The organism is Tropicibacter oceani (genome assembly GCF_029958925.1).
Classification (GTDB): domain Bacteria; phylum Pseudomonadota; class Alphaproteobacteria; order Rhodobacterales; family Rhodobacteraceae; genus Pacificoceanicola; species Pacificoceanicola oceani.
In genome coordinates, this window is sequence record NZ_CP124616.1 from 511,533 (window position 1) to 535,384 (window position 23,852).

Genomic DNA, 23,852 nt, shown 5'->3' on the forward strand with positions numbered 1-23,852 from the left:
ATACTTTGGCGGTCAACATGTATCATTGGTATATCAATTCCGCACATCCGCAAGGTTTTGGATTGTTTTCCCGAGTCCTGACGCTGCGATGGGAAAGTTATCTTTGATCCATGGGAAGATAAGGCCGCGCGTCCGGCCCGTTGTAAAGGGTCAGGGGGCGGATCAGGATGTTGCTGCGCTGTTGTTCAAGGCATTGCACCAGCCAGCCGGGCATGCGCCCGATGGCAAAGATCGGCACATAGAGGTCCATCGGAATGCCGTGCAGCTGGTAGATCACGCCGGAATAGAAATCGACGTTCACGTTCAGCCCATGGCGGGCGTAGGGCTTCATCGCGTCGACCACCGCCTGCAGGATTTCGTACCATTCGGGCGCGCCCATTTCCTGCCCCAGCTTGCGCACGCCGTCGCGCATGTGGCGCGCGCGCGGGTCTTCGGCACGGTATACGCGGTGGCCAAAGCCGGTGACGGCCTCGCGGTTGCCTCGTTTCTGTTTGACATAGGCGGCGGCGTTTTCGGGTTTGCCGATCTCCTGCACCATCTTCATCACGTCCTCGGCGGCGCCGCCGTGGGCGGGACCGGCAAGGGTGGACAGGGCGGTGACCATGGCGCCGTGCAGGTTAGCCTCGGTTCCTACCGTCACGCGGGCGGCAAAGCTGGAGGCATTGGCCCCGTGTTCGGCGTGCAGAATGAAATCGACATCGGCAAGGCGGGCGGCATCGGCGCTGGGCTTTTCACCCTTGAGCATCCACAGCCAGTTGGCGGCGTGGGACAGGGTCGGGTCGGCGGGGACAGGATCGCGGCCGTTGCGGATCGCCTGATGCGCGGCGATGATCATCGGCACCTGAGAGGTCAGGCGGAGGCCGTTTTGCAGGAACCCGTCTTCGCCCTTGTCATGGCTGGCCGGTTCGAGCGCGGCCAATGCGCTGACGCAGGTGCGCAGCACGTCCATCGGGTGGCCGTCCCTGGTAGCGTGGATGATTTCATGGATTTGCGGCGGAAGGGTGCGCCCGGCCTTGAGCTGGGCATCGAAGGCGGCCAATGCGTCGGCGGTCGGCAGTTCGCCGTGGATCAGCAGGTAACAGACCTCTTCAAAGGTCGAATGTTCCGCCAGATCGTGGATGGTATAGCCGCGATACAGAAGTTCACCTTTGGCGCCGTCGATATGGCTGACGCCCGAGCGTTCAAAGTAGATGCCCTTGAGGCCCCTGTTGATCTTTACGTCTTCGGTCATCAAAGTCTCCTGAAATCGAGGGGGTAAACGATGGCAGTCTTGGAGCAGGCCTATGCAGCGGCGCGGTCAAAGGGCGCGCGGGTGGTGTTTCCGGAAATGGACGATCCGCGCGTGGCCGAGGCCTGCGCGCGCCTGAAGGGCGAAGGGTTGTGCGAACCTGTGGGATTGGCCGAGCCAAGCGAGGCGCAGTTGCGCGCGCTGGTCGAGGCGCGCGGGATGAAAGAGGCGATCGCGCGGCGGATGCTGGCCAAGCCGCTGTTTCGCGCGGCGGCCATGGTCGCAGCGGGCGAGGCCGAGTGCATGGTGGCCGGCGCTGACAGCCCGACGCGCCGGGTGATCGAGGCGGCAGGCATCGGGATCGGACTGGCCGAAGGGGTCAGCGTGCCGTCGTCGTTTTTCCTGATGGTGTTCCCGGATGGGCGCGAGATGATCTGGGCGGATTGCGCAGTGAACGTCGCGCCGGATGCCGAGGCGCTGGAAGGGATCGCAAGAGCGTCGGAGGCCAGCGCGCAGGCGCTGCTGGGCGAAGCGCGGGTGGCGCTGTTGTCGTTTTCCACCGGCAGCAGCGGCGCGGGCGACAGTGTCGACAGGGTGCGCGCCGTGGCCGAGGCAGCGGGATACACCGGGCCAGTGCAGGCCGATGCGGCGCTGAACCCGGCAATCGCGCTGAAAAAGGGGCTGGGCGCGGGCGATGCCAACGTCCTGGTCTTTCCGTCGCTGGATGCGGGCAACATCGCCTACAAGCTGGCGCAGGAACTGGCGGGCGCGCAGGCGCTGGGGCCGATCCTGCAAGGGTTCCGCCGCCCGGTCTGCGATCTGTCGCGCGGGGCAAGCGTTGCCGATATCGTCGCGGCCACCGCGGTGACCATCGCGCTGGGCTGACACGGTCATATCCGCGCACCCAGCCCAAGGGCGTCAAGCGCGATCTGCCGTTCCTCGCCCGCAGGGACCACGTGAACCGGCACCTTGCCTGCCCAGGCGAGGTGGGCCAGAACCTTGTCGCGCACGGGGGCGGCGTTTTCGCCGATACCGCCGGTAAAGGCGATGGCGTCCAGCCCCTGCATCGCGGCAATCATCGAGCCCGCGTGCCGCGCCACCCAGTAACAGAAATAGTTGACCGCAAAGCCTGCCTCGGGCCGGTCCGAGGCCAGAAGCTCGGCCATGTCGTTGGTGCCCGCCAGCGCCACCAGCCCGCTTTGGCCGTTCAGCAAGGACTCGGTCTGGTCTATGCCGATCTCGCGGGCAAGGCGCAGCACGGCGCTGCCGTCGATGTCACCGACGCGGGTGCCCATGGGCAGACCGGCCATCGGCGAATAGCCCATCGTCGTCGCGACCGAGCGCCCGTCCCTGATCGCGCAAAGACTGGCGCCGTTTCCAAGGTGGCAGGCCAGAAGGCGCGGCGGCAGGGCGTCGCCAAAGCGGCGGACCATCGCGGCATAGCTGAGACCATGAAACCCGTAGCGCCGCAGCCCTTTGTCGCGCTGGGCATCCGGCAGGGGATAAAGCGCCGCCTCGGGCGGGTTGGTGGCGTGAAACGCGGTGTCAAAGCTGGCGTATTGCGCAATGTCGGGGGCGATGCGGGTCAGCGCCTCGATGGCGGACAGGTTGTGCGGGTTGTGCAGCGGCGCCAGCGGGATGCAGGCGCGGATCTGCCCTATGACCTCGGGGGTGATGCGCACCGGCCGCACCAGAAGCGATCCGCCATGCACGACACGGTGCCCGGCGGCGGTGATTTCCGCGACCGGGTGGCCGTGGTCGGTGAGCGCGCGCAGGATCAGGCGCAGCGCCTTGTCGTGGTCGGGCGCCACAGCGGGCGTGCGGTCGGCGCCAACGCGAAGCTGTGCCGTGCCACCAATGCCGGTCACGTCCACCGACAGAACCGACGTCAGCTGCGCATCGAAAAGCTGGGTCTTGATCGAGGACGACCCGGCATTGACGACCAGCATCATGCCGGTTCTCCGGCCGCCGCGATGACGCCCAGCGCCGCCGAGGCCAGCCGGTCCGCGCTTTGCTGCGAGCGGCTGGTCAACAGGATCGGCACCTTGGCCCCCATGACAATTCCGCCCGCACAGCAGCCCATGCCAAGCACCATCAGTTTGAACAGGGCGTTGCCGGTGGTGATGTTCGGCGTCAGGACGATGTCGGCGTCGCCCGCGACCGGGCTGTCATAGCCTTTGATCCGCGCCGCCTCTTTCGACCAGATAAGGTCAAGCGCCATCGGGCCGGACACGTCGGCCCCGGGCAGCGCGGTCTTGGCCCAGGCGGCGATTTCGGCGGCTTCGATGGTGTTGGGGACCGAAGGGGTCGGGTCCTCGGTCGGGGCCAGAATGGCGGCGCGCGGGCGGTCCACGCCCAACGTCCGGGCCAGGGCGACCGCGTGGGCCAGACAGGCCTGCCGGGTGGCGATATCCGGATCGACGTTCAACGCCGCATCGGTCAACAGCAACGGACGCTCGGACCCGGTTTTGGTGATGTGAAAGACATGGCCACAGCGCGCCGCCTTGTCGCGCAGACCGGCGGCACTGGGCAGCAGCCCCTTGAGAAAGGTCGAGGTGTGGACCTGCCCCTTCATGATGGCGTCGGCCTCGCCTTTGCGGGCCAGGCGGGCGGCCTCGGGGGCGGCCTGCGCGTGGGGCGCGTGGATCAGGCGTATTCCGCCGATATCCCAGCCAATGGCGCCTGCGGCCTCGCGGATCTTGTCGGTGTCTCCGATCAGGATGGGATCGGCCAGCCCGGCCTCGACCGCCTCGCGCAGTCCGGCAAGCGGCGTTTCAGCCCCGGCATTGACCAGCGCGACGCGCGGGGTTTGCAAGGCACGGGCACGGGCCAGAAGGCCCGGCGGCACCTGCGGTTCGTCCGGATAGAGAAAGGGAAAGGGCGGTCGTGTCATGCAGGTCCTCATTGGTCGGCAGTTGCGGGTACGACCCCACTGCCGCACCAAGGCCCGGGCGCGTGACACCGGCCACGCGCCCCTGGCCCCTTACACCTTTTGCGGACGCATGTCGGATTTGTCGATGCCAGCGACCACGTTGGGTTTCTTCATCGCGTCGCGGCGGAAGGGTTCGCCCAGTTCCTGGTTGATCATCGCCTCGATCAGGGTGGTCTTGCCGTGCTCCATCTGGTCCTTGATCGCCTTGTCGAGCGCGGCGGTCAGTTCGTCCATGGTGCGCGCCTTGACGCCCTGCAGTCCGCAGGCGGTGGCGATGTCGGCATAAGACACGCTTTCGTCCAGTTCGGTGCCGACAAAGTTGTCGTCGTACCACAGGGTCGAGTTGCGCTTTTCCGCGCCCCACTGGTAGTTGCGGAACACGATCTGGGTGATGGCGGGCCATTCTTCGCGGCCGATGGCGGTCAGTTCCGTCACCGCGATGCCGAATGCGCCGTCCCCGGCAAATCCGACGACGGGCACATCCGGGCAGCCGATCTTGGCGCCGATGATGGCGGGCAGACCATAGCCGCAGGGGCCGAACAGACCCGGCGCAAGGTATTTGCGCGGCTCGTCAAAGGTGGGATAGGCGTTGCCGATGGCACAGTTGTTGCCGATGTCGGAGCTGATGATGGCGTTGCGCGGCAGGGCGCTTTGGATGGCGCGCCAGGCCATGCGCGGGCTCATCCAGTCGGGTTTGTCGTCGCGGGCGCGCTGGTTCCAGGTGGTGCCGGGATCGTCGTCTTCGTGGTCCATCGACGACAGTTGCTGCGCCCATTTCGATTTGGTTTCGGCAATCCGCGCCTTGCGGGCGTCGCGGTCGGTGTCACCGGCGGTTTCCGTCAGCTGCCGCAGGATGCCGCGCGCCACCTTGGCGGCGTCACCGACGATGCCGACCGTGACCTTTTTGGTCAGGCCGATGCGGTCGGGGTTGATGTCGACCTGGATGATCCTGGCGTTCTTGGGCCAGTAATCCATGCCATAGCCCGGCAGGGTCGAGAACGGGTTCAGCCGGGTGCCAAGGCACAGCACCACGTCGGCCTGCTGGATCAGCTCCATCCCGGCCTTGCTGCCGTTATAGCCCAGCGGCCCGGCAAACAGCGGGTGGCCGCCCGGAAAGGCGTCGTTGTGCTGGTAGCCGACGCAAACCGGCGCATCCAGCCGTTCGGCAAGGTCCATGCTGGCCGCGATACCGCCTTTGGACAGGACGACGCCCGCGCCGTTCAGGATCACCGGGTTTTTCGCGTCGGACAGCAGGGCCGCGGCCTCGGCCACGGCGTTTTCCCCGCCCGAGGGGCGTTCGAATTCGATCAGTTCGGGGATCTCGATGTCGATGATCTGGGTCCAGTAGTCGCGCGGCATGTTGATCTGCGCCGGGCCGCTGGCCTGCTTGGCCTTGGCGATGACGCGGGTCAGCACCTCGGCCACGCGGGACGGGTCGCGCACCTCTTCCTGGTAGGCGACCATGTCCTTGAACAGGGCCATCTGTTCGACCTCCTGGAAACCGCCCTGACCGATGGTCTTGTTGGCGGCCTGCGGCGTGACCAGCAGCAGCGGCGTATGGTTCCAGTAGGCGGTTTTGACAGCCGTCACAAAGTTGGTGATGCCGGGGCCGTTCTGGGCGATCATCATGCTCATCTTGCCGCTGGCGCGGGTATAGCCATCGGCCATCATCCCGCCCGACCCTTCGTGCGCGCAGTCCCAGAACTGGATGCCCGCCTGCGGGAACAGGTCGGAAATCGGCATGAAGGCCGATCCGATGATGCCAAAGGCGTGTTCGATCCCGTGGCGTTGCAGGACTTTTACAAAAGCCTCTTCGGTGGTCATTTTCATGGTGGTCTCTCCCAAGCGGTGACGCCGGCAACTAGGCCGGCGTTTGGCATTACCGTAGTGGCTGGACCAAGGCCCGGATAGGGCCAGACAAGCCATCGGATTAAGGCCAGAAAAGCTGGCCTTGGAAACCTGGCCTTAAACCGGCGGCCCTAGGATTTCCCCGCCCAGTCTACAGGAGCCGGGATGCCGCGCACCCTTTCTTTGCTATTGCCCGCGCTGATCCCGTCATGGCGCTTTTTCAAGACGGTCGCGCCATCGCCCCGGGTGGAATACCGGCTGGACGGCGGCGACTGGACGGAATGCCGCCACCGGCCGGACAGCGTCAGCCTTGGCAGGATGCTGCGGCGGATGCTTTGGAACCCGCGTTGGAACGAACAGCTGTTCCTAGTCAGCCTGTCCGAACGGCTGGTGGCCGAACCGACGCAGCACAGCCTGGACGAGCTGAACAAGCGCATCGCGCGGCTGTCCGGCGCCCAGCCCGGCGCGCGGCTTCAGTTCCGGCTGGTCTTTGTCTGCCGCGAGGGGGCGCAGATCGTGAAATTCGTCGAATATGAAAGCACGCCCATCGTGGTCGGGCCGTCGTGATGGGCTTCGACACGGCCCTGCGCCTGACCGAAATCCTGCTGGCCCTGGCGATGATCCAGCAAAGCCTGGAACATCTGGTCAGCTACCCCGACGAACGGCGGCTGCATGGTCCGCGCCTTGGGCTGTGCCTGCTTTTGCTGGCAGGGTTTCACAGCGACTGGGTGATCTGGGCCTTGATGGGGCTGGCGCTGCTGATCCTGCATCGGTTCCAGGGGCCCTACAATGGCGGCAGCGACAAGATGACGGTGCTGATCCTGACCTGCCTTGCGTTGGTGCACCTGGCCCCGTCCCCGCGGCTGGCCGAGCTGGCCTTTGCCTACCTGGGCGTACAGCTGGTGCTGTCGTATTTCATTTCCGGCTGGATCAAGGTCATCAACCCGGCCTGGCGCAGCGGAGAGGCCCTGGCCGATGTCTTTCGCTTTTCCGCCTACCCGGTCAGCGAAGGGCTGCGCGGCTGGGCGGACAGGCCCCGCGCGCTGTTTCTGGCCGGATGGGCCGTCATGGGGTTGGAGCTGGCCTTTCCGCTGGCCTTGCTGCATCCGCTGGCGTTGGCCGGGGCGCTGGTGCTGACCGCCAGCTTTCACTTTTCCAATGCCTGTTTTTTCGGGCTGAACCGGTTTTTCTGGATCTGGCTTGCGGCCTATCCATCGATCCTCTGGCTTCAGGGGCGGCTGGTCGGCTGATCCGCCAGACCGCGGGCCTGAATCGTCTGGTTCAACAGCGCGGCGACGGTTTCGCCCCAGGTGTCCCAGTTCAGGCGTTCGCGGTATTCCTGCCGCGCGGTCAGGGTCAGCGCGACATAGGCATCGGGGTGATCCAGATAGTGCTGCACCTTGGCGGCAAAGGCATCGGGGCCCGAGCCCATGGGCAGGGCGTGGCCGTTGATGCCCTCTCGGATCGGGACACCGCCGACGCGCAGGCACAGCGATGGCAGGCCATGGGCCGAGGCCTCGCAAAAGGCAAAACCATAGCTTTCCATCGAAGGTTGAACCAGGAAATGCGCATTGTCCAGTTCGCGTTCGAACTGGGCCAGCTGTTCGGGGATCGCCTTGTCGAGCTGTTTGTATACCTTGACGAATTCGTTCAGGTGAAACGGTGGCGGCTGGCAGCCGATGACGGTCAGCCGGGCGTCGATGCCCTGGGCGCGCAGCAGCTTCATGGTGTCAAAGGCAACCGGCCCGCCCTTGGCGAACCAGTCGCGCCCGATCAGCAGCAACCGCACCGGTTTGTCGCGCGAAATCTCGGTCGGGGTGATGCGCGGGGCGGGTTTGGCCAGGTTGGCGCCCCAAGGCACCAGGATCGAATGATCCGCGGTCAGACCATAGCGCGTATCGGCCAGGTCCTTTTGCCATTTCGACGGCCACAGCAGCAGGTCCGTGTTGGAAAAGGTGCGCTTTTCACACCGTTCAACCCAGCCATCCATCAGCCGGCCAATGCGCAGGTAGGTCTTGTGATAGGCGCCGATTTCAGAGGCGCGATAGGTCGTCTGGGTCGCGTCCGAGGTATAGACCGAAACCAGCGGATAGGGCGGGCGCACCCGGCACAGGGACTGAAAGGAATAGGCGCAGAACAACACGTCATACTGCCCCCTGGCCAGTTCGGCGCGCACCTTGCGCGCGATCAGCGGCGCCAGCAGAAGGTGGATGCGCCAGCGCAGGCGCAGGTTCAGCGCGTCGGGCAGTTTCAGGATCAGCCGGCGCAGCGGTTCGGCAAGGCCCCATGAGTTCGACAAGATGGTGACATCGCCGACATGCGTCTTGAGCGCATCATGGATGCGCGCATTCCCACCGGAATACAGATTGCGATCCAGCGGAGACATATCACACAGATATGCGATCCGCAGCCTGTCCTTGACCATGAAAGCGCCCCTCGACTCGTCCTGTGCCAGAATGTCGTGCAAATCTGACGAAAGTTTGACCTGCTTGGCGGCCAGGCGCGGTCCGGGCTTTGGCGGCGCGCGTTTCCTTGGTTTTGGCCCAATGTGGACGCGACATTGCCCCACCCCGTTGCTATGGTCCGGCAATCCGGCGCTGCGGCGCCTTGGCAACCACAGGGACCCGATGCCCAACCCGATCGCCTTTTTCGCGCTGGCCATCTGGCCATTCGTTTCGGCGGTGCTGTTCATGCGCCTGCCGCGCGACCGCGCGTTGATCTGGTCGTTGATGCTGGGCTATCTGTTCCTGCCGGAACCCCCCGCGGCCTTTGACCTGCCGCTGTTCCCGCCAATGAACAAACACAACATCCCGGCGCTGGCGGCCTTTGCGCTGATCCTTTGGCGCTATGGCCATCACGGGACCTTGCTGCCGGTGTCCTGGGTCGGCCGCATCCTGATCCTGACCTTTGTCTTTTCGCCGATCGCCACGGTTCTGACCAACGATGATCCGGTATTCTTTGGCCAGGTCGGCCTGCCGGGGCTGGCGATCAAGGATGCCGTCGCGCTGATCGTCCAGCAGGCCCTTCTGGTACTGCCTTTCTTGCTGGCGCGCCAGCATCTGGCCAACGGCGGTGCCCAGCGCGAATTGCTGGTGGCGCTGATGTTCGGCGGATTGGTCTATTCGGTGCTGATGCTGATCGAAATGCGCCTGTCGCCGCAGCTGAACCTGTGGGTCTACGGCTATTACCAGCACCTGTTCGGGCAAAGCATCCGGTCTGGTGGCTATCGTCCTGTGGTGTTCTTGTACCATGGGCTTTGGGTCGCCTTTTTCATGATGACGGCGGTGGTATCGGCCTGGGCGCTTTGGCGGATGGACCAGCAATGGAGCCGGGTGAAACTGCTGGGCGCGGCGCTGTACCTGACCTTGATCATCGTCATGGCCAAATCGCTGGGGGCGCTGTTGTTCGTCATCCTGCTGGTTCCTGCGGTGCTGTTCCTGGGGCGGATCACGCAGATCCGGGTGGCCATCGTCATCGGCCTTCTGGCGGTCAGCTATCCGATGCTGAAAGGTGTCGACCTGATCCCCGAGGACCGCATCCTGAACGCCATCGCCAGCATCGAGCCCGAGCGCGCGCGGTCACTGGAATTCCGGTTCGACAACGAACAGACGCTGCTGGACCGCGCCTATCTCAAACCGGTGTTCGGCTGGGGCAGCTGGGGGCGCAACCACATCCTGGACCCGGTCAGCGGCAATATCCTGACCGTGACGGACGGGCGCTGGATCATCGTGATCGGGGTTTACGGATGGGTCGGGTTCCTGGCGGAATTCGGGCTTTTGGTCTGGCCGCTGATCCTGCTGTGGCGCGAGGCGGTGGCGCAGCGGCAGGTGGCCGTATCACCCTTTATCGCCCCGATGTCGCTGATCCTGGCGATCAACATCTTTGACATGCTGCCCAACGCGACGCTGACGCCTTTGACCTGGCTGATCGCCGGCGCCCTGACCGGCTATGCCGAACAGCTGCGGGCCGAGCGGTTGAAGCAGCGGGTCTTTGTGTCAAAGCTGAACTGGCAATCGGTGATGTAGCCCATGAACCCCGTCAAAAGACCGCGCGTTCTGGCCATTGCCGAGGCCGCAAATCCCGAATGGGTCAGCGTGCCGCTTGTCGGCTGGTCGCTGGCCACGGCGCTGCGCGACGTGGCGGATGTGCATATCGTCACTCAGGTCCGCAACCGCGACGCATTTTTGCGCGCCGGTCTGCGCGAAGGCAGCGATTTCACCGCCATCGATTCCGAGGCGTTCGCCCGCCCCATGTGGAAGCTGGCCGAACGGCTGCGCATGGGCGAAGGCAAGGGCTGGACCATGGTTCAGGCGATCAACGCCATCAGTTATCCGCATTTCGAACGGCTGGTCTGGAAGCGCTTTGGCGATGCCATCACGGCGGGTGAGTATGACGTGGTGCACCGCATCACACCGCTGTCGCCGACGATTTCATCGTCGCTGGCGGGCAAATGCGCGGCGGCGGGGGTGCCTTTCGTGCTGGGGCCGCTGAATGGCGGGGTGCCCTGGCCCAAGGGGTTCGAGGCCGAGCGGCGCGCCGAAAAGGAATGGCTGAGCTATATCCGGTCAGCCTACAAGCTGCTGCCGGGGCGCGGGGCCACCCTGCGCCATGCCTCGGCCGTGCTGGCCGGGTCGCGCCATACCGCGGCCGAGGTCGCCAGACCCGGAAAGGACAAGATTGTCTATATCCCGGAAAACGGCATCGACCCGGCGCGGTTCAACCGGTGCGCCGCGCCGACGGGTGTGCTGCGCGGCGGTTTTGTCGGGCGGCTGGTGCCCTACAAAGGCCCCGACATGCTGATCGAAGCCGCCGCGCCGCTGCTGCGCGCCGGGCGGATGAAACTTGAGATCATCGGCGACGGGCCGATGATGCCCGCCCTGAAGGCACTGGCACAAGGGTTGGAGGGGATCACCTTTCACGGCTGGAAACCGCATCAGGAGGTGCAGGATATCCTTGCCTCGTGCCATCTGCTGACCTTTCCGTCGATCCGCGAATTCGGCGGCGGCGTGGTGCTGGAGGCGATGGCGCTGGGTGTTGTCCCGATGATCGTGGACTATGCCGGACCGGGCGAACTGGTCACTTCGGAGGTGGGGATCAAAGTGCCCTGCGGCACGCGGCAAGAGATCGCGCAAGGCTTTGCCGAGGCGCTGACCGCGCTGGCGGATGATCCCGGCCCCCTGCCCGCCATGGCACAGGCAGCCCGCGACCGCGTGCAAAGCCATTTCCTGTGGTCCGCCAAGGCGCGGCAGGTGGCCCGGGTCTATGACTGGGTGCTGGCCGGACGCCCCGCCCCGGTGCCCGACTTTTTCGGACAAGACGGCGTGGCCCCCCGCCCTAGGGCTTGATGATCCGGGCCGGGATACCGGCGACAGTGGCACCGGGCGGCACGTCGCGGGTGACGACGGCATTCGCCCCGATCACCGCGTGATCGCCCACGGTCAGCGGGCCCAGCAGCTTGGCCCCTGCGCCGATGTCCACGTGCCCGCCCAGCACGACAGGACCGGCAAGCGTCACCTGATGAAAGATCATGCAATTTACGCCGATCCTTGCGTCGGGGTGAATGATGATCCCCGTCGGATGGGTCAGGCGCAAACCGCCGCCGATCTGCGTGTTCAGGTGAATCTCGGATTGGCAGATCGTGGACCAGAACAGGTGGTTCAGCGCCCAGTATTTCGACGCCGCCTTGCCCAGCACGCCGCCGCGCGCGCGCGCCGCCTGGTACCGGCGCAGGGCGCGCATCAGCTTTTGCCCCGGGTCCCAGAATTTGCCGATCCGCTCGCGGCTCCAATCCGGGGTCTGCGCCGATACCTGCTGTTCCGTCGTGCCGCTCAAAACCCTGACCCCTGAATGCCCAAATCAGGCCCAGATTTGGTCTATACTTGACCCTATGGCAACAGTTACCCGCGCTTTGGCGCGCTGTGCGCTTGACTTGCCGTCAAATGGCCCGCTTATAAATGCCACCGTTCGGGTGGGGGCCCAAGACGAACAACGAACCGGAGAATCCGGAGGGAAGACATGATGACGGCCCCGATCGTCCCCAACAACCAGGTCGCCGGGTGAGCGATCCGCATAGCCAGACGCTGCCCTATCGCAGCGATATCGACGGGCTGCGCGCCGTCGCGGTGCTGTCGGTGGTGCTGTACCACTTTGGCCTGCCGCTGCGGGGTGGATTTGTCGGCGTCGACATCTTTTTCGTCATCTCGGGGTTCCTGATCGGCGGCATCTTGTGGCGCGAATACGATCAGACCGGCACGATCTGGTTGCGCAACTTCTATGTCCGCCGGTTTCGCCGCCTTGCGCCCGCGTTTTTCGTCATGGCCGTGGTCACGACCCTTCTGGGCTGGGCGCTGCTGCTGCCGTTTGAATTCCGCGAATACGGCAAGACGCTGGTTGCCGCGACCGTCTATCTGTCGAACGTGCTGTTCTATCGCGGTGCGGGATATTTCGACAGCGCGTCCGAGGACAAGCCGCTGCTGCACACATGGTCGCTGGCGGTCGAGGAACAGTTCTATATCTTTCTGCCGCTGACGATCCTGCTGCTGGCGCGCTGGCGCTGGGGATTGCTGGGGGGGCTAGTGGCCATTTGGGCCGCGTCGCTGGCCGCCTGCATCGTGCTGACGCCGCAGTATTCCACCGCCACGTTCTACCTGTTCCCCTTTCGCGCCTGGGAAATGCTCAGCGGTGTTCTGCTGGCGATCTGGGGCTATGAGACCGGACGCACCTGGCGCGGCTGGGCGGTTCTGTCCTGGCTGGGCATGGCGATGATCGCGGTGGCGATCCTGTTCGTTCCGGCCGGGCCGCTGTTCCCCGGGGCGCTTGCGCTATTGCCGGTTGTGGGCACGGTGCTGGTGCTGGCCAACGGGCTGAACCGCAACCCGGTGAACCGCCTGCTGTGCAGCCGCCATGCGGTGTTCTTTGGGGCGATTTCCTATTCGCTATACCTGTGGCACTGGCCGATCTTTACCCTGTCCAGCTATCTGCGGGATGGCCACGCGAACCTTGTGGAATCGTTTGTCTGGATGGCGCTTTGCGTCGCCCTGGCCTGGCTGTCCTGGCGCTATGTGGAAAACCCGGTGCGGCGCGCCCGGGCGCTATCGGGCGGGATGGTTCTGGGCGGGGCGGCGCTTGCCTCGGCCGTGCTGCTGGGGCTGGGTGGCTGGCTGTTCAAGCAGGACGGCCTGCCGCAGCGCTTTGGCCCCGAGGCCCGCGTGCACATCGCCGCCACAGGCGATTTCCTGCAGGACTGGAGCCGCTGCCATATCGCCGACGCCTTGCCGCTGGACGGGCTCGAGGTTTGCCCCATCGGACCCGAAGGACCGCCGCGGGTTCTGGTCTGGGGCGACAGCCATGTGCGCGCCTTCAAGGAAGGGCTGGACCTGGCCGCCCACGAGGCCGGGGTTCCCGGGATCATCCTGTGGCGCGCCGGGTGTCCGCCGCTGTTCGGCCTGCGCAAGGTCGAATCCGCCGCGACGCAGGCGCAGGACACCGCCTGCACCCAGGCCAACAAGCAGATCGAACAAAGCTTTGGCCGGATGCAAAGCCTTGAAAGCCTGCTGCTGATCGGTCGCTGGAGCTATTACGCAAGCGGCACCGGCGTCGGACTGGATGCCGGCAACCTGATTTCTCTGCACCCCACCAATGGTCCCGAACGGGTCGGCGAACAACAGGCCAGGCGTCTGACCCTGGCCGCGCAGGCAAGTATCGAGGCGATGGGGCGCTGGGTGCCCAACATCCATGTCCTGCGCCAGCCGCCGGAAATCCCGCAATACGACAGCCGCAAGGCCGCCCGCGAGGCAGCCCATGCCGGATGGCCCTTGGCGGCCGAAGCGGTCACCCAAACCGATGTGGCGCGCGATACGCTGGCCCTGCGCAGCGCGTTTGCGGACGGGCCTTGGTTGACGATGGCCGAGGCCGGGAAGATCGGGTTCATCGACAGCTGGCCGCAGTTCTGTGACGCCACGACTTGCCGGGCGATCAAGGACGGGGTCGGGCAGTATTTCGACAACAACCACGTGACCAACAGCGCCGCCATCCGGGTGCGCGACATCTTCCAACCCGTCTTTGACGGGCTGCGCCAGCGCACGGCCCTGACCAAGGGCAGCGGGCAATGACCCATCCCGCCACGAATATTGTCTGGGATGCGATCGTGATCGGAACCGGCATCGGCGGCGGCACCATAGGGAGGGCGCTGGCAGAGGCCGGGCAAAAGGTTCTGTTCCTGGAACAGGGCGCGGCCGGGTTTCGGTCCGAGCGCAACGGCCTGTCCGAGATTTTCATCCCCGAGGCGCGGCTGACACGCGGGCTGTGGCCCACGCCCTTGCGTGTCACGCTGAACGGTCAGGAAAGCGCGTTTTACGCGCCTTTGGGGGCCGGGGTCGGCGGGTCATCGGCGTTTTACGCGGCGACGCTGGAACGCCCCGAACGCCACGATCTGGAGGACACGCAGGACCGTCCGCATCCTACGGGCGGCTGGCCTGTCGGGTTTGACACCATGCACGATTGGTACGCGCGGGCCGCCGCGATGTACCGGGTCTATGGCACGGCTGATCCACTGTCCGCCGAGACCCCCTTGCCGCTGCGCGATCCGCCCGGCCTGACCGAGACCGAGGCCGCGTTGATGAATAGCCTTGGGGCGGTCGGGCTGCATCCCTATCACGCCCATACCGCGATTGAACGCACCCCGGATTGCCTGAACTGCCTTGGCACGAAATGCCCGAGGCGGTGCAAGATGGATGGACGCTCGGCCGGGGTCGAACCGGCGCTGGCGACGGGCAACGCGACGCTTATCGACCGGGCGTTGGTCACCCGTCTGGCGGCAGAGGGCGACCAGATCACCCATGTCGAGGCCCGCGTTGACGGAGTGCCGCAGCGGTTCACCGCGCGGCGCTATGTGCTGGCGGGGGGTGCATTGGGATCGGCCCGGTTGCTGCTGGCCTCGGGCAGCGAGGCATGGCCCGAAGGGCTGGCCAACCGGTCGGGGCTGGTCGGGCGCAACCTGATGTTTCACCTGAACGAGATGTTTGCACTGTGGCCCAAGGGCGGCGGTGACGATGGCGCGACCAAAGCGATTTCGCTGCGCGACCTGTATCATGGTGCGGACCGTTTCGGCACGGTGCAGGCCATGGGAATCCGGGCCAGCTATGGCGAGATCGTGCATTATCTGAACCTGATGCTGGCGCGCTCGGCCTTGGCGCGGGTGCCGGGGGCGCGGCAGATGACCCGCCTGCCCGCCGCGCTGGCGGCGCGGCTCTTCGGCCATGCCCAGATATTCGTCGGCCTGCTCGAGGATCTTCCCTACGAAGGCAACCGTGTCACCTATGACCCGGCGCAGCCTGACAGGCTGTCGGTGGTCTATGACTTCGCGCCCGAACTGCTGGCCCGCCGCCGGGGGTTTCGCCGCGCGATCCGCCGCGCCTTTCGCGGGCATCGGCGGATGTTCCTGGGGCTGACGCCCGAGCTGAACTATGGCCACCCCTGCGGAACCTTGCGTTTTGGCTCGGACCCTGCCCGTTCGGTCCTGCGGCCCGATTGCCGAAGCCATGACGTGGAAAACCTGTGGGTTGCGGATGCATCCTTCATGCCGACGTCGATGGGGGTGAACCCGTCGCTGACCATCGCGGCCAATGCCCTGCGGGTGGCTGACATCCTTGTGAAGGAGCCATTCCAATGACCCAGCTGACGCCACAGGACGGGATTGCGATTGTCACCGGGGCTGGGTCCGGGCTGGGCCGGGCCATGGCGGTGGGCCTGAGCGAAAAGGGATTTACCGTTGTCGGCACGGGCCGCCAGTTGCAACCGCTGCAAGAGACGGCGGCGCTGTGCACCAAGGGTCGGTTCGTGGCCGAGCCGCTGGACGTGGCCGATGCGCGCGCCGTGTCCGAGGGGTTTGCCCGTATCGTGGAAAATCATGGTCCCATCGCCCTGCTGATCAACAATGCGGCTGTCTATCCGCACCGGGATTTTCTGGAGGAAAGCCCGGAAAGCTTTATGCAGACCGTGGCGATCAATCTGGGCGGCGTGGTCCATTGCAGCCATGCGGCGCTGCGCGACATGGCCGCGCGCGGGCGCGGGCGTATTCTGAACGTCGCCACCTTTGCCGATCTGAATCCGCTGCCCAGCGCCGGGGCCTATTCGGTATCCAAGGGCGCGGCGCGTATCCTGACGCGGGCGCTGATTGCCGATCTGGGCGATCGTTTCCCGGGCATCGTCATTGGCGACTGGATGCCGGGGATGCTGCGCACCGGGATGGGGATACCCGACGGTCTGGCGCCGGAACAGGCCGCCAAATGGGGCGTGAAACTGGCCCTGATGCGCGACCCCGCGCTGACCGGCGCGGTGTTCGAGATGGATCGCGAGATTTTGCCGCTCCGGGGAATCAAGGGCAAGATCAAGGACCTGATCCTGATGCGGCGTCGCAGGCCGCGGCAGTTGTGACCGTCAGGCGCGGTTTCCCCTGAGACGCAGCGCAAGCGCGCGCAGCACCTGCCCCGGCAGGATCACCATGCAGCGCAGATAGCGCATGCCCAGCCGTTTCGGACTGCTGAGCATCCGCCACAGCCATTCCACCGCGAAACGTCTTGCCCAGGCGGGCGCGCGTTGCTGCGTTCCGGCCAGAAAATCCAGCCCCGCTCCGATCGAGGCAAAGCCGATGCCCGGCGTCACCCGGCGTCCGGCGGCGGCAAACAGCTCTTGCTTGGGGGCGCCAAGCGCGATGAAACACAGCCCCGCCCCCGAGGCCGCGATCCTTTGCAGCACCTCTCTGCCCTGCGCGCCGCCAGCGTCAAAACCCATGGGCGGCGCGATACAGCAGGCCACGTCAAGGCCCGGAACCTGCGCCTGAAGGCTGGTCTTGGCGGCGGCCAGCGCCGGTTTGGTCGATCCGACAAGCGCCACGCTGACCCCTTGGCGCGCGGCGATCCGGGCCAGCGGCAGGATCGCGTCGGACCCGGGGATCAACTCGACCGGACGCCCGGCCAGACGCGCCATCCAGACAATCGGATTGCCATCGGCGACCACGAAATCCTGCGCGGCATAGGCGGCGCGAAAGGCGGGGGATGCGTTCAGCTTGACCAGGTGGTCAAGGTTGATGGTGGCCAGGGCAAACCCTTCCTTGCGGGACAGGCGGTCGGACACGCGGGCTTCGAGCGCGGCCCAGGTGGGCACGTTGACCGCGACGGTCTGACCTTTCAGCGTGAATCTCATGTAAGCCTTTTCCATACTGACGGGTTAGCGCAATTTGCCGCCTTTTGCAGTGCCTTATGCGCAACAACTCGCGCCAAAAGAGTGGCGAAACCACGGCAATCACGGGATATTCCCCAAGTTCGGGGATTGGTCGAATTCTGGCCACGATTCCCGGTTAAGCATGTTTGACGGTAATGGTGGGCTGATCAGTGAACCTTTGGACGACATTCTATCCATCCTGCTGCGGCGGGCCTTTCGACATTGAGGGGCGCGGATGACGGGGCGTGTGGTTCTGCTGGGATGCGGCTTTGTCGCCGATCTATACATGCGCTCGCTTGCGGCAATGCCGGGGATCGAGGTTGCCGGGGTCCATGACCTGAACGCCGCGCGGCTGAAAACCTTTTGCGATTTCTGGAAGGTGCCAGCCAAGCCATCCTTTGACGCGCTGCTGAATGATGCGCCGGATGCGCTGGTGTTGAACCTGACCAATCCACATGCGCATTATGAAACGACCCGCGCCTGCCTGATGGCGGGGCGTCACGTCTATTCGGAAAAACCGCTGGCGATGACGGTCGAGGATGCCCGGGAATTGCACGGGCTGGCCGAGAGGCAGGGGCTGATCCTGGCCTCGGCCCCCTGTTCGGTGCTGGGTGAGGCGGCGCAGACGCTGGGGCACGCGCTGCGCACTGGCGTGGCTGGCACGCCCCGCGCTATTTATGCCGAGCTGGACGATGGCTTCATCCCGCAGGCGGCCTTCACCAAGTGGCTAAGCGAAAGTGGCGCGCCCTGGCCCTATCAGGACGAATTCCGCGTCGGCTGTACGCTGGAACACGCGGGTTATTACCTGGGCTGGCTGATCGGCTGGTTCGGGTCCGTGCGCACCGTCGTTGCCGCCAGCGCTGAAGTGATCCCCGACAAGGCGGGCCAAGGCCCCTTTGCCCCCGATCTGAGCGTTGCGACGCTGTTCTTTGAGAATGGGCCGGTGACCCGGCTGACCTGTTCCATCGTGGCGCCGCACGATCATTCGATCCGGGTGGTTGGCGACAAGGGTGTGCTAAGCTGCAATGCGGCCTGGGACAACAGTGCCAAGGTGCGCTTTGCCCGGCGCATGACAGTGCGGCGGCGGTTGATGGAATCGCCCCTGCCAAGACGGGTCAGGCTGCCGGGGCCAACCCACCCAAAGGTGAAACGCTGGGGCGCGGCGGCAATGAATTTCATGCTGGGCCCGGCCGAGGTATTGGAGGCACTGAAACAGGGCCGCCCCTGCCGGGTGGGCGGCGATTTCGCCCTGCACATGACCGAGGTGACGCTGGCGATCCAGAACGCGGGCGAACACAGTGGCGCGCAGGCGATGACCACCCGTTGCGACCCGATGGAGCCGATGCCATGGGCGAAATGACACGTCTGATGATCACCGGAGCCACGGGCTTTGTCGGCAGCGCTGCGGTACGGGCGGCCCGCGCGCGCGGTCTTAAGGTGGTTGCCACCTATCGCAAACAGCCCCTGCCCGAATGGGCGGGCGATACCGGCATCCTGGCGGTCAAGGTTGATCTGGCGCAGGACCCTGCGGGGTTGGCCAGTGCCATGGAGGGGGTCGGCGCCGTGATCCATGCCGCCGCGCATCTGGGCGGCGACGCCGCTGCGCATAAGGCCGACACCCTGCGCGGCACGGCGGCGATTCTGGACGCGGCCCCAGGGACGGCCCGTATAGTGCTGGTCAGTTCGATCGCGGTTTACGACACCATGCGGCTGACGCCCGGTGACAGGCTGGATGAAAGCGCACCATTGGAAGACCCCGATCACGCGCGCGACGCCTATACCGCCGCCAAGCTGCGGCAGGAGGACATGGTACGAAGCGCGAGGCCAGAGGCCTGGCTGATCCGGGCCGGGGCGGTCTATGGACCGGGGCGAACGTGGAATGCCTTGATGGGGTTCTGGGCGTCGAAACTGCATGTGCAGATCGGCCAGACCGGCGAGCTGCCGTTGATCCACGTCGACCATCTGGCCGATGTTTTGATCCGGGCCGCCTTGGCCGAACCGGACGGCATTCAGGCGGTGAACGCCCTGGATGATGACCGCCCCAGCCGCGCTCGGTTCCAGGCGGCGCATCGCCGTTTGACGGGCTGGCCGAAACTGGTTCTGCCGGTGCCCTTTGGGCTGTGGCTGGGCTTTGTCCGTCTGTTGAAACCTGTCAGCGCGCGCCTACCCGGTTTGTTCGTTGAACCCATCCTTAGGGCCCGGCTGATGCCGCTGGTCTATCCAAACACCGCCCTGCGCCATGCGCTGGGGGGCAAGGATATCGACAGTTTCGAAGCGATGCTGGCCCGCAGCGTCAGGGGGGCGGCATGACCCTGCCCAAGCTGGCCTATCTGACCGGGGAATATCCGCGCGCCTCGGATACCTTTATCCAACGCGAGGTCGCGGCGCTGCGCGGTCTGGGTCACGAGGTTCTGACCTGTTCGATCCGCACCACCGGGGCCGAACACCTGGTCGGGCCGGAACAACGCGCGGAACACGCCCGCACCTTCAAGGTGTTGCAGGCCTGCAAATCGCCTCTGCGTCTGGCCCGCGCGCATCTGCGCTGGATGCGCCAGCCGGGGCGCTATCTGAAGGCGCTGGCCTTGGCCTGGAAGACCGCGCCAAAGGGGATCAAGGGACGACTGTTCAACCTGATCTATTTCCTTGAGGCCGGGGTGCTGGCCGACAAACTGGCCGAAGACGGCGTGCAACATCTGCACAACCACATCGCCAAGGCATCCTGCACTGTGGCGATGCTGGCCAGCGAACTTTCGGGCATTCCCTATAGCTTTACCATCCATGGCCCCGACATCTTTTTCGAACCGCAGCACTGGCGGATCGACGAAAAGGCGGCGCGGGCGGCGTTTGTCGCCTGCATCAGCGATTATGCCCGGTCGCAACTGATGTGCTTTGCCGATCAGGCGCATTGGGACCGCTTTCACATCATCCACTGTGGTGTCGATCCCGACCGCTATACAGCTTCGACACACGAGGGCGCGGAGTTGTTGTTTGTCGGGCGGCTGGCGGCGGTCAAGGGTGTGCCGGTGCTGCTGGACGCGCTGCGCGGGTTGGATCACCCGGGCCTGCACCTGACGGTGATCGGCGACGGGCCGGACCGCGCCGCGCTTGAGGAACAGGCCAAGGCGCTGTCGGTCAGCTTTGTCGGCTACAAATCACAGGACGAGGTGGCCGGGGCGCTGTCGAAAACCGATGTCTTTGTCCTGCCCAGCTTTGCCGAAGGCGTGCCCGTGGTGCTGATGGAGGCGATGGCCTCGGGCGTGCCGGTGGTCACGACCCGGATCGCAGGGGTGCCGGAACTGGTTGCCGACGGGCTGACAGGCCATCTGGTCCCGCCCGGCGATACCGTTGCATTGCGCAGAGCCATCGCCGAAGCGCTGAAAGACGCGCGCCCACGCCGCGCCATGGGTGCAACCGGCGCAGCGGTGGTCAGGGCCGATTTCAACATCGCCATCGAAGCCGCGCGGCTGTCGGGCTTGTTCGTGTCTTACACCAAAGGCAACCCACCGCCGCCGAAACGCCCCGAGGTGCCGCAATGACCCCGGTGGATGTGGTTCTGATCGGGCGCAATGAAGGCGCGCGGCTGGTGGCCTGTCTTGAGTCCGTACAGGGGCAGGCGCGGCAGGTGGTCTATGTCGATTCAGGCTCGACCGATGACAGCGTCGCGCAGGCGCAGGCGCGCGGTGCCACGGTGGTCAGCCTGGATATGTCCATTCCCTTTACCGCCGCCCGTGCCCGCAATGCCGGATTCGACGCGCTGGACGATCCGCAGATCGTGCAGTTCATCGACGGTGATTGCGCGCTGGTCCCCGGTTACCTCGACAAGGCGCGCGCCTTTCTTGAAGCCAACCCCAAGGTCGGCATGGTCACCGGCTGGCGGCGCGAAATCCACCCGGACGCCAGCATCTACAACCAGCTGTGCGATTGGGAATGGCACCGCCCCGCCGGGCAGATCGACGCCTGCGGCGGCGACATGATGGTGCGCGCCGCGCTGTGGCGCGAGGTTGGCGGCATGAACCCGCAGGTGATCGCCGCCGAGGATGACGAGGTCTGCTGCCGGTTCCGCAAGGCCGGCTGGCGGTTGGAGCGCATCGCGCAGGACATGACGCGCCATGACGCTAATATGCTGAGTTTTGGCCAATGGTGGCAAAGGGCGGTGCGCACCGGGCATGGCTTTGCCCAGGTTGGTCATCTGCACCCCGAGTATTTCCTGCGCGAACGCAGGCGTACGCTGATTTATGGCGCCGCGCTGCCGTTGGCCATGCTGCTTGGCCTGATGGTCGCCGGTTGGGCTGCGCTGCTGATCCTTTTGGTCTATGTCCTGAATTATGTCCGCACGGCGCAGGGGCTGGTGCGCGACGGTCTGCCCAAGGCGCAGGCCTGGCGGCATTCGGGGCTGCTGACCCTGTCGAAGTTCCCCAATCTCATCGGTATGGCACGCTTTCACTTGCGTCGCCTGACCGGGCGCGACATGCGCCTTATCGAATACAAGTAAGAAGGTTTTCAAATGTCCAAACCCACCCGCGTTGGCCTGATCGGGGCCGGATATATCGCAACCTGGCACGCCGATGCGCTAAAGGCGACGCCGGGCGTGACCCTTGCCGCGGTCTGCGATGTCTCGGAAACCGCCGCCAAAGGGCTGGCCGAGGGCTATGGCGCGAAACCCTTTACCTCTGTGGATGATCTGATCGCCTCTGGGCTGTGCGATGCGGTGCATATTCTCACGCCGCCGCAATTGCATAAGGAAATCGCCATAAAATGCCTGCAAGGCGGGCTGCATGTGCTTGTGGAAAAGCCTGTGGCCGAATCCGCCGACGAAACCCGCGCGATACAGCAAGCGGCTGAAAAGGCGGGCAAATGCTTTCACGCTGGGCATAATTTCCTGGGACTTCCGTCGTATCAGCGGATGAAGGCGCAGATGGCCGGCGGCGCCTATGGCCGCATATCAGGGTGCGAGATTTCCTGGGCCTTGCCGCTGTCACCGCTGCGCTCGGGGCCTTTCAGCCTGTGGCTGTTGCGGCAGCCGAAAAACCTGATCCTTGAGCTGGGCCCGCATCTGATGGGTTTTGCCCATGATCTGTTTGGCCCGGTTCAGGTGATCCATGCCGAGGCGTCCAAACCCATTGCCCTGCCCGGTGACGACATGCGCCCGCAGGGCTTTCGCATTCTGGCGCGGGCGGGCGGGGTGGATATCACCTTTGTCATCTCGCTTGTGGAAACCATGGATGACCGCAGCGTGACATTGCGCGGGTCCTCCGCCCGGGCGCGTCTGGATTTTGCGCAGGACGTGTTGATCGTCGAGCGTGAGAATGCCAGCGATCTGGTGGTCAATCCGCTGCGCCGCCAGCTGGATCTGTCGCGCCAACACCTGTGGGAAGGGGCGAAGAACGCCGGGGTGCAGCTGGCTTCGCTGAACACGAAAAACCCCTATGGCCGCAGTTTTCGCGGGATGAACGCAGCGGTCTATGGCGCGATCGGCGGTGGGTCGGTCGCGATGTCCTTTTCCGGGGACAGCGCCGTGGCCGTGATGCAGGCGCTGGACGACGCCATCAACCTTCTGCCCGCTGATGTGTTGAAGGTCGCCGCGCCATCGGTACAATCGCGCAAGCCCAAGCCAACCGCGATGGTCATCGGGGGCACCGGTTTCATCGGTCGCGCCCTGACCCGCCGCCTTGTGGCCGACGGACGCGATGTGCGCGTGCTGTCGCGCGGGCGCAGCGGCCCCTTTCCCGACCTGCCCGACAATGTCGAAACGGTCAGCGCATCCTTGCATGATCTTGACGGTCTGACACAGGCGATGGAGGGGATCGAGGTTGTCTTCAACCTCGCCAAGGCGCTGGAAACCAGCTGGGCCGATTGTCTGATCAACGACGTGGGCGTCGCGACGCGCATCGGCATGGCCTGCGAAAAGGCCGGGGTCAAACGGCTGGTCTATACCGGCACGATCGCCAGCTATGACATGTCCGATCCCGGCAAGCAGATCACCGAACAGACTGGCTTTGCCGAGGATATGACCGACCGCAACCTGTACGCCCGGTCCAAGGCCGAGTGCGAAAAGCAGCTGATGAAGCTGCACCGCGAACGCGGGCTGCCGCTGGTCATTGCCCGCCCCGGCATTGTCGTTGGCGCAGGCGGGCCTTTGCAGCATTGGGGCATCGGCCGCTGGCATGGCGCGGGGGCCGTGCGCATCTGGGGCCATGGTCGCAACATCCTGCCCTTTGTGCTGAACGATGATATCGCCGACGGGCTGGTGCGGATGATCGACGCCCCGGTCGAAGGCCAAAGCTTTAACCTGGTTGGCGATCCGATGCTGTCGGCGCGCGATTATTTCGACGCCATTCATGCGGAACTGGGCGCGCGCATCCGGGTCAGCCCGGGCAACCTGCATGCTTTCTACGCCTCGGACGCGGTGAAATACGGGCTGAAGAAATACGCGCTGCGCCGCCCCGGCGTGATCCGCCCCAGCCTTGCCGACTGGAAAAGCCGGGCGCATTTTTCGCCCTTCGTGAACGAAAAGCCGAAACGCCTGCTGGGCTGGAAACCCGAAGGTGACCGTACCACATTCATCAAGAAGGCGATCACACAGGCCAACCTTTTCGGATTTTGAAACGGGCGATCAAGGCCCCA

At 65.1% G+C, this 23,852-nt stretch carries 20 protein-coding genes; 13 read left to right on the plus strand and 7 right to left on the minus strand.

The genetic code is table 11. The features are described 5' to 3' along the window. Window positions 1-97 precede the first annotated feature (97 nt). On the minus strand, window positions 98-1,231 hold the full coding sequence (locus tag QF118_RS02525) for a citrate/2-methylcitrate synthase (protein WP_282301074.1): 1,134 nt from the start codon (window positions 1,229-1,231) through the stop codon (window positions 98-100). A 30-nt stretch (window positions 1,232-1,261) separates the two neighbouring features. On the opposite strand from QF118_RS02525, the gene QF118_RS02530 reads away from it, so the two are divergent. Then, entirely contained in the window at window positions 1,262-2,113 is an 852-nt protein-coding gene (locus tag QF118_RS02530) for a phosphate acyltransferase (protein WP_282301075.1), read from the plus strand. A gap of 5 nt (window positions 2,114-2,118) precedes the next feature. On the opposite strand, the gene QF118_RS02535 is transcribed toward QF118_RS02530, so the two are convergent. The 3 genes from QF118_RS02535 to xsc form a co-directional block, all read right to left on the minus strand. Further along, window positions 2,119-3,180 carry an acetate/propionate family kinase gene (locus QF118_RS02535; protein ID WP_282301076.1) on the minus strand — a complete coding sequence of 354 codons (1,062 nt, stop codon included), beginning with the start codon at window positions 3,178-3,180 and terminating at the stop codon, window positions 2,119-2,121. Next, on the minus strand, window positions 3,177-4,121 hold the full coding sequence (locus QF118_RS02540; protein WP_282301077.1) for a phosphate acyltransferase: 945 nt from the start codon (window positions 4,119-4,121) through the stop codon (window positions 3,177-3,179). Before QF118_RS02540 ends, QF118_RS02535 begins: the two co-directional genes overlap by 4 nt. A 90-nt stretch (window positions 4,122-4,211) precedes the next feature. Further along, the gene (gene xsc / locus QF118_RS02545) at window positions 4,212-5,990 is read right to left on the minus strand and encodes a sulfoacetaldehyde acetyltransferase (RefSeq protein ID WP_282301078.1); all 1,779 of its coding nucleotides are present in this window, start codon (window positions 5,988-5,990) and stop codon (window positions 4,212-4,214) included. Window positions 5,991-6,173: 183 nt separating this feature from the next. Between xsc and QF118_RS02550 the strand changes: the two genes are divergently transcribed. Further along, window positions 6,174-6,575 (plus strand): hypothetical protein, encoded by a 402-nt coding sequence (locus QF118_RS02550; RefSeq protein ID WP_282301079.1) that lies wholly within the window; start codon window positions 6,174-6,176, stop codon window positions 6,573-6,575. Beyond that, on the plus strand, window positions 6,575-7,258 hold the full coding sequence (locus QF118_RS02555) for an HTTM domain-containing protein (RefSeq protein WP_282301080.1): 684 nt from the start codon (window positions 6,575-6,577) through the stop codon (window positions 7,256-7,258). The genes QF118_RS02550 and QF118_RS02555 overlap by 1 nt, the downstream gene beginning before the upstream one ends. Here the strand turns inward: QF118_RS02555 and QF118_RS02560 are convergent. Beyond that, window positions 7,237-8,433, minus strand: coding sequence for a glycosyltransferase family 4 protein (locus tag QF118_RS02560; protein WP_282301081.1), 1,197 nt, complete (start codon window positions 8,431-8,433; stop codon window positions 7,237-7,239). The two genes, QF118_RS02555 and QF118_RS02560, sit on opposite strands and share 22 nt — an antisense overlap. Window positions 8,434-8,635: 202 nt before the next feature. On the opposite strand from QF118_RS02560, the gene QF118_RS02565 reads away from it, so the two are divergent. After that, window positions 8,636-10,033, plus strand: a complete 1,398-nt coding sequence (locus QF118_RS02565) for a hypothetical protein (protein ID WP_282301082.1) — start codon at window positions 8,636-8,638, stop codon at window positions 10,031-10,033. A gap of 3 nt (window positions 10,034-10,036) precedes the next feature. Continuing rightward, entirely contained in the window at window positions 10,037-11,353 is a 1,317-nt protein-coding gene (locus QF118_RS02570; protein ID WP_282301083.1) for a glycosyltransferase family 4 protein, read from the plus strand. On the opposite strand, the gene QF118_RS02575 is transcribed toward QF118_RS02570, so the two are convergent. After that, window positions 11,343-11,840, minus strand: coding sequence for a serine O-acetyltransferase (locus QF118_RS02575; RefSeq protein WP_282301084.1), 498 nt, complete (start codon window positions 11,838-11,840; stop codon window positions 11,343-11,345). The two genes, QF118_RS02570 and QF118_RS02575, sit on opposite strands and share 11 nt — an antisense overlap. A 224-nt stretch (window positions 11,841-12,064) precedes the next feature. On the opposite strand from QF118_RS02575, the gene QF118_RS02580 reads away from it, so the two are divergent. From QF118_RS02580 to QF118_RS02590, 3 genes are read left to right on the plus strand one after another with little or no spacing between them, the layout of a single operon-like run. Beyond that, window positions 12,065-14,119 (plus strand): acyltransferase family protein, encoded by a 2,055-nt coding sequence (locus tag QF118_RS02580; RefSeq protein ID WP_282301085.1) that lies wholly within the window; start codon window positions 12,065-12,067, stop codon window positions 14,117-14,119. Then, a complete protein-coding gene (locus tag QF118_RS02585; protein WP_282301086.1) occupies window positions 14,116-15,678 on the plus strand; it encodes a GMC oxidoreductase in 1,563 nt (520 codons plus the stop codon). Before QF118_RS02580 ends, QF118_RS02585 begins: the two co-directional genes overlap by 4 nt. Then, window positions 15,675-16,442 carry an SDR family oxidoreductase gene (locus QF118_RS02590; protein ID WP_282301087.1) on the plus strand — a complete coding sequence of 256 codons (768 nt, stop codon included), beginning with the start codon at window positions 15,675-15,677 and terminating at the stop codon, window positions 16,440-16,442. The genes QF118_RS02585 and QF118_RS02590 overlap by 4 nt, the downstream gene beginning before the upstream one ends. A gap of 3 nt (window positions 16,443-16,445) precedes the next feature. Here QF118_RS02590 and QF118_RS02595 read toward each other — a convergent pair whose 3' ends face one another. Then, window positions 16,446-17,210: a WecB/TagA/CpsF family glycosyltransferase gene (locus QF118_RS02595; protein ID WP_282301088.1), complete on the minus strand. Its 765-nt coding sequence runs from the start codon at window positions 17,208-17,210 to the stop codon at window positions 16,446-16,448. 253 nt (window positions 17,211-17,463) lie between these two features. Here QF118_RS02595 and QF118_RS02600 point away from each other — a divergent pair, with 253 nt between their 5' ends. The 5 genes from QF118_RS02600 to QF118_RS02620 are packed head-to-tail and all read left to right on the plus strand — an operon-like array spanning window position 17,464 to window position 23,832. Continuing rightward, window positions 17,464-18,588: a Gfo/Idh/MocA family protein gene (locus QF118_RS02600; protein ID WP_282301089.1), complete on the plus strand. Its 1,125-nt coding sequence runs from the start codon at window positions 17,464-17,466 to the stop codon at window positions 18,586-18,588. After that, entirely contained in the window at window positions 18,576-19,538 is a 963-nt protein-coding gene (locus tag QF118_RS02605) for an NAD-dependent epimerase/dehydratase family protein (protein ID WP_282301090.1), read from the plus strand. Before QF118_RS02600 ends, QF118_RS02605 begins: the two co-directional genes overlap by 13 nt. Continuing rightward, on the plus strand, window positions 19,535-20,764 hold the full coding sequence (locus QF118_RS02610) for a glycosyltransferase (RefSeq protein WP_282301091.1): 1,230 nt from the start codon (window positions 19,535-19,537) through the stop codon (window positions 20,762-20,764). Before QF118_RS02605 ends, QF118_RS02610 begins: the two co-directional genes overlap by 4 nt. Then, entirely contained in the window at window positions 20,761-21,720 is a 960-nt protein-coding gene (locus QF118_RS02615; protein WP_282301092.1) for a glycosyltransferase family 2 protein, read from the plus strand. The genes QF118_RS02610 and QF118_RS02615 overlap by 4 nt, the downstream gene beginning before the upstream one ends. A 12-nt stretch (window positions 21,721-21,732) precedes the next feature. After that, entirely contained in the window at window positions 21,733-23,832 is a 2,100-nt protein-coding gene (locus QF118_RS02620; protein ID WP_282301093.1) for an NAD-dependent epimerase/dehydratase family protein, read from the plus strand. The last annotated feature ends 20 nt before the right edge of the window (window positions 23,833-23,852 follow it).

What these genes read in the sequence shown, in the direction of transcription:
- QF118_RS02525 (WP_282301074.1), bottom strand. Translation starts at nt 1,231, where the DNA reads ATGACCGAAGACGTAAAGATCAACAGGGGCCTCAAGGGCATCTACTTT.
- QF118_RS02530 (WP_282301075.1), top strand. Translation starts at nt 1,262, where the DNA reads ATGGCAGTCTTGGAGCAGGCCTATGCAGCGGCGCGGTCAAAGGGCGCG.
- QF118_RS02535 (WP_282301076.1), bottom strand. Translation starts at nt 3,180, where the DNA reads ATGATGCTGGTCGTCAATGCCGGGTCGTCCTCGATCAAGACCCAGCTT.
- QF118_RS02540 (WP_282301077.1), bottom strand. Translation starts at nt 4,121, where the DNA reads ATGACACGACCGCCCTTTCCCTTTCTCTATCCGGACGAACCGCAGGTG.
- xsc (WP_282301078.1), bottom strand. Translation starts at nt 5,990, where the DNA reads ATGAAAATGACCACCGAAGAGGCTTTTGTAAAAGTCCTGCAACGCCAC.
- QF118_RS02550 (WP_282301079.1), top strand. Translation starts at nt 6,174, where the DNA reads ATGCCGCGCACCCTTTCTTTGCTATTGCCCGCGCTGATCCCGTCATGG.
- QF118_RS02555 (WP_282301080.1), top strand. Translation starts at nt 6,575, where the DNA reads ATGGGCTTCGACACGGCCCTGCGCCTGACCGAAATCCTGCTGGCCCTG.
- QF118_RS02560 (WP_282301081.1), bottom strand. Translation starts at nt 8,433, where the DNA reads ATGGTCAAGGACAGGCTGCGGATCGCATATCTGTGTGATATGTCTCCG.
- QF118_RS02565 (WP_282301082.1), top strand. Translation starts at nt 8,636, where the DNA reads ATGCCCAACCCGATCGCCTTTTTCGCGCTGGCCATCTGGCCATTCGTT.
- QF118_RS02570 (WP_282301083.1), top strand. Translation starts at nt 10,037, where the DNA reads ATGAACCCCGTCAAAAGACCGCGCGTTCTGGCCATTGCCGAGGCCGCA.
- QF118_RS02585 (WP_282301086.1), top strand. Translation starts at nt 14,116, where the DNA reads ATGACCCATCCCGCCACGAATATTGTCTGGGATGCGATCGTGATCGGA.
- QF118_RS02590 (WP_282301087.1), top strand. Translation starts at nt 15,675, where the DNA reads ATGACCCAGCTGACGCCACAGGACGGGATTGCGATTGTCACCGGGGCT.
- QF118_RS02595 (WP_282301088.1), bottom strand. Translation starts at nt 17,210, where the DNA reads ATGAGATTCACGCTGAAAGGTCAGACCGTCGCGGTCAACGTGCCCACC.
- QF118_RS02600 (WP_282301089.1), top strand. Translation starts at nt 17,464, where the DNA reads ATGACGGGGCGTGTGGTTCTGCTGGGATGCGGCTTTGTCGCCGATCTA.
- QF118_RS02605 (WP_282301090.1), top strand. Translation starts at nt 18,576, where the DNA reads ATGGGCGAAATGACACGTCTGATGATCACCGGAGCCACGGGCTTTGTC.
- QF118_RS02610 (WP_282301091.1), top strand. Translation starts at nt 19,535, where the DNA reads ATGACCCTGCCCAAGCTGGCCTATCTGACCGGGGAATATCCGCGCGCC.
- QF118_RS02615 (WP_282301092.1), top strand. Translation starts at nt 20,761, where the DNA reads ATGACCCCGGTGGATGTGGTTCTGATCGGGCGCAATGAAGGCGCGCGG.
- QF118_RS02620 (WP_282301093.1), top strand. Translation starts at nt 21,733, where the DNA reads ATGTCCAAACCCACCCGCGTTGGCCTGATCGGGGCCGGATATATCGCA.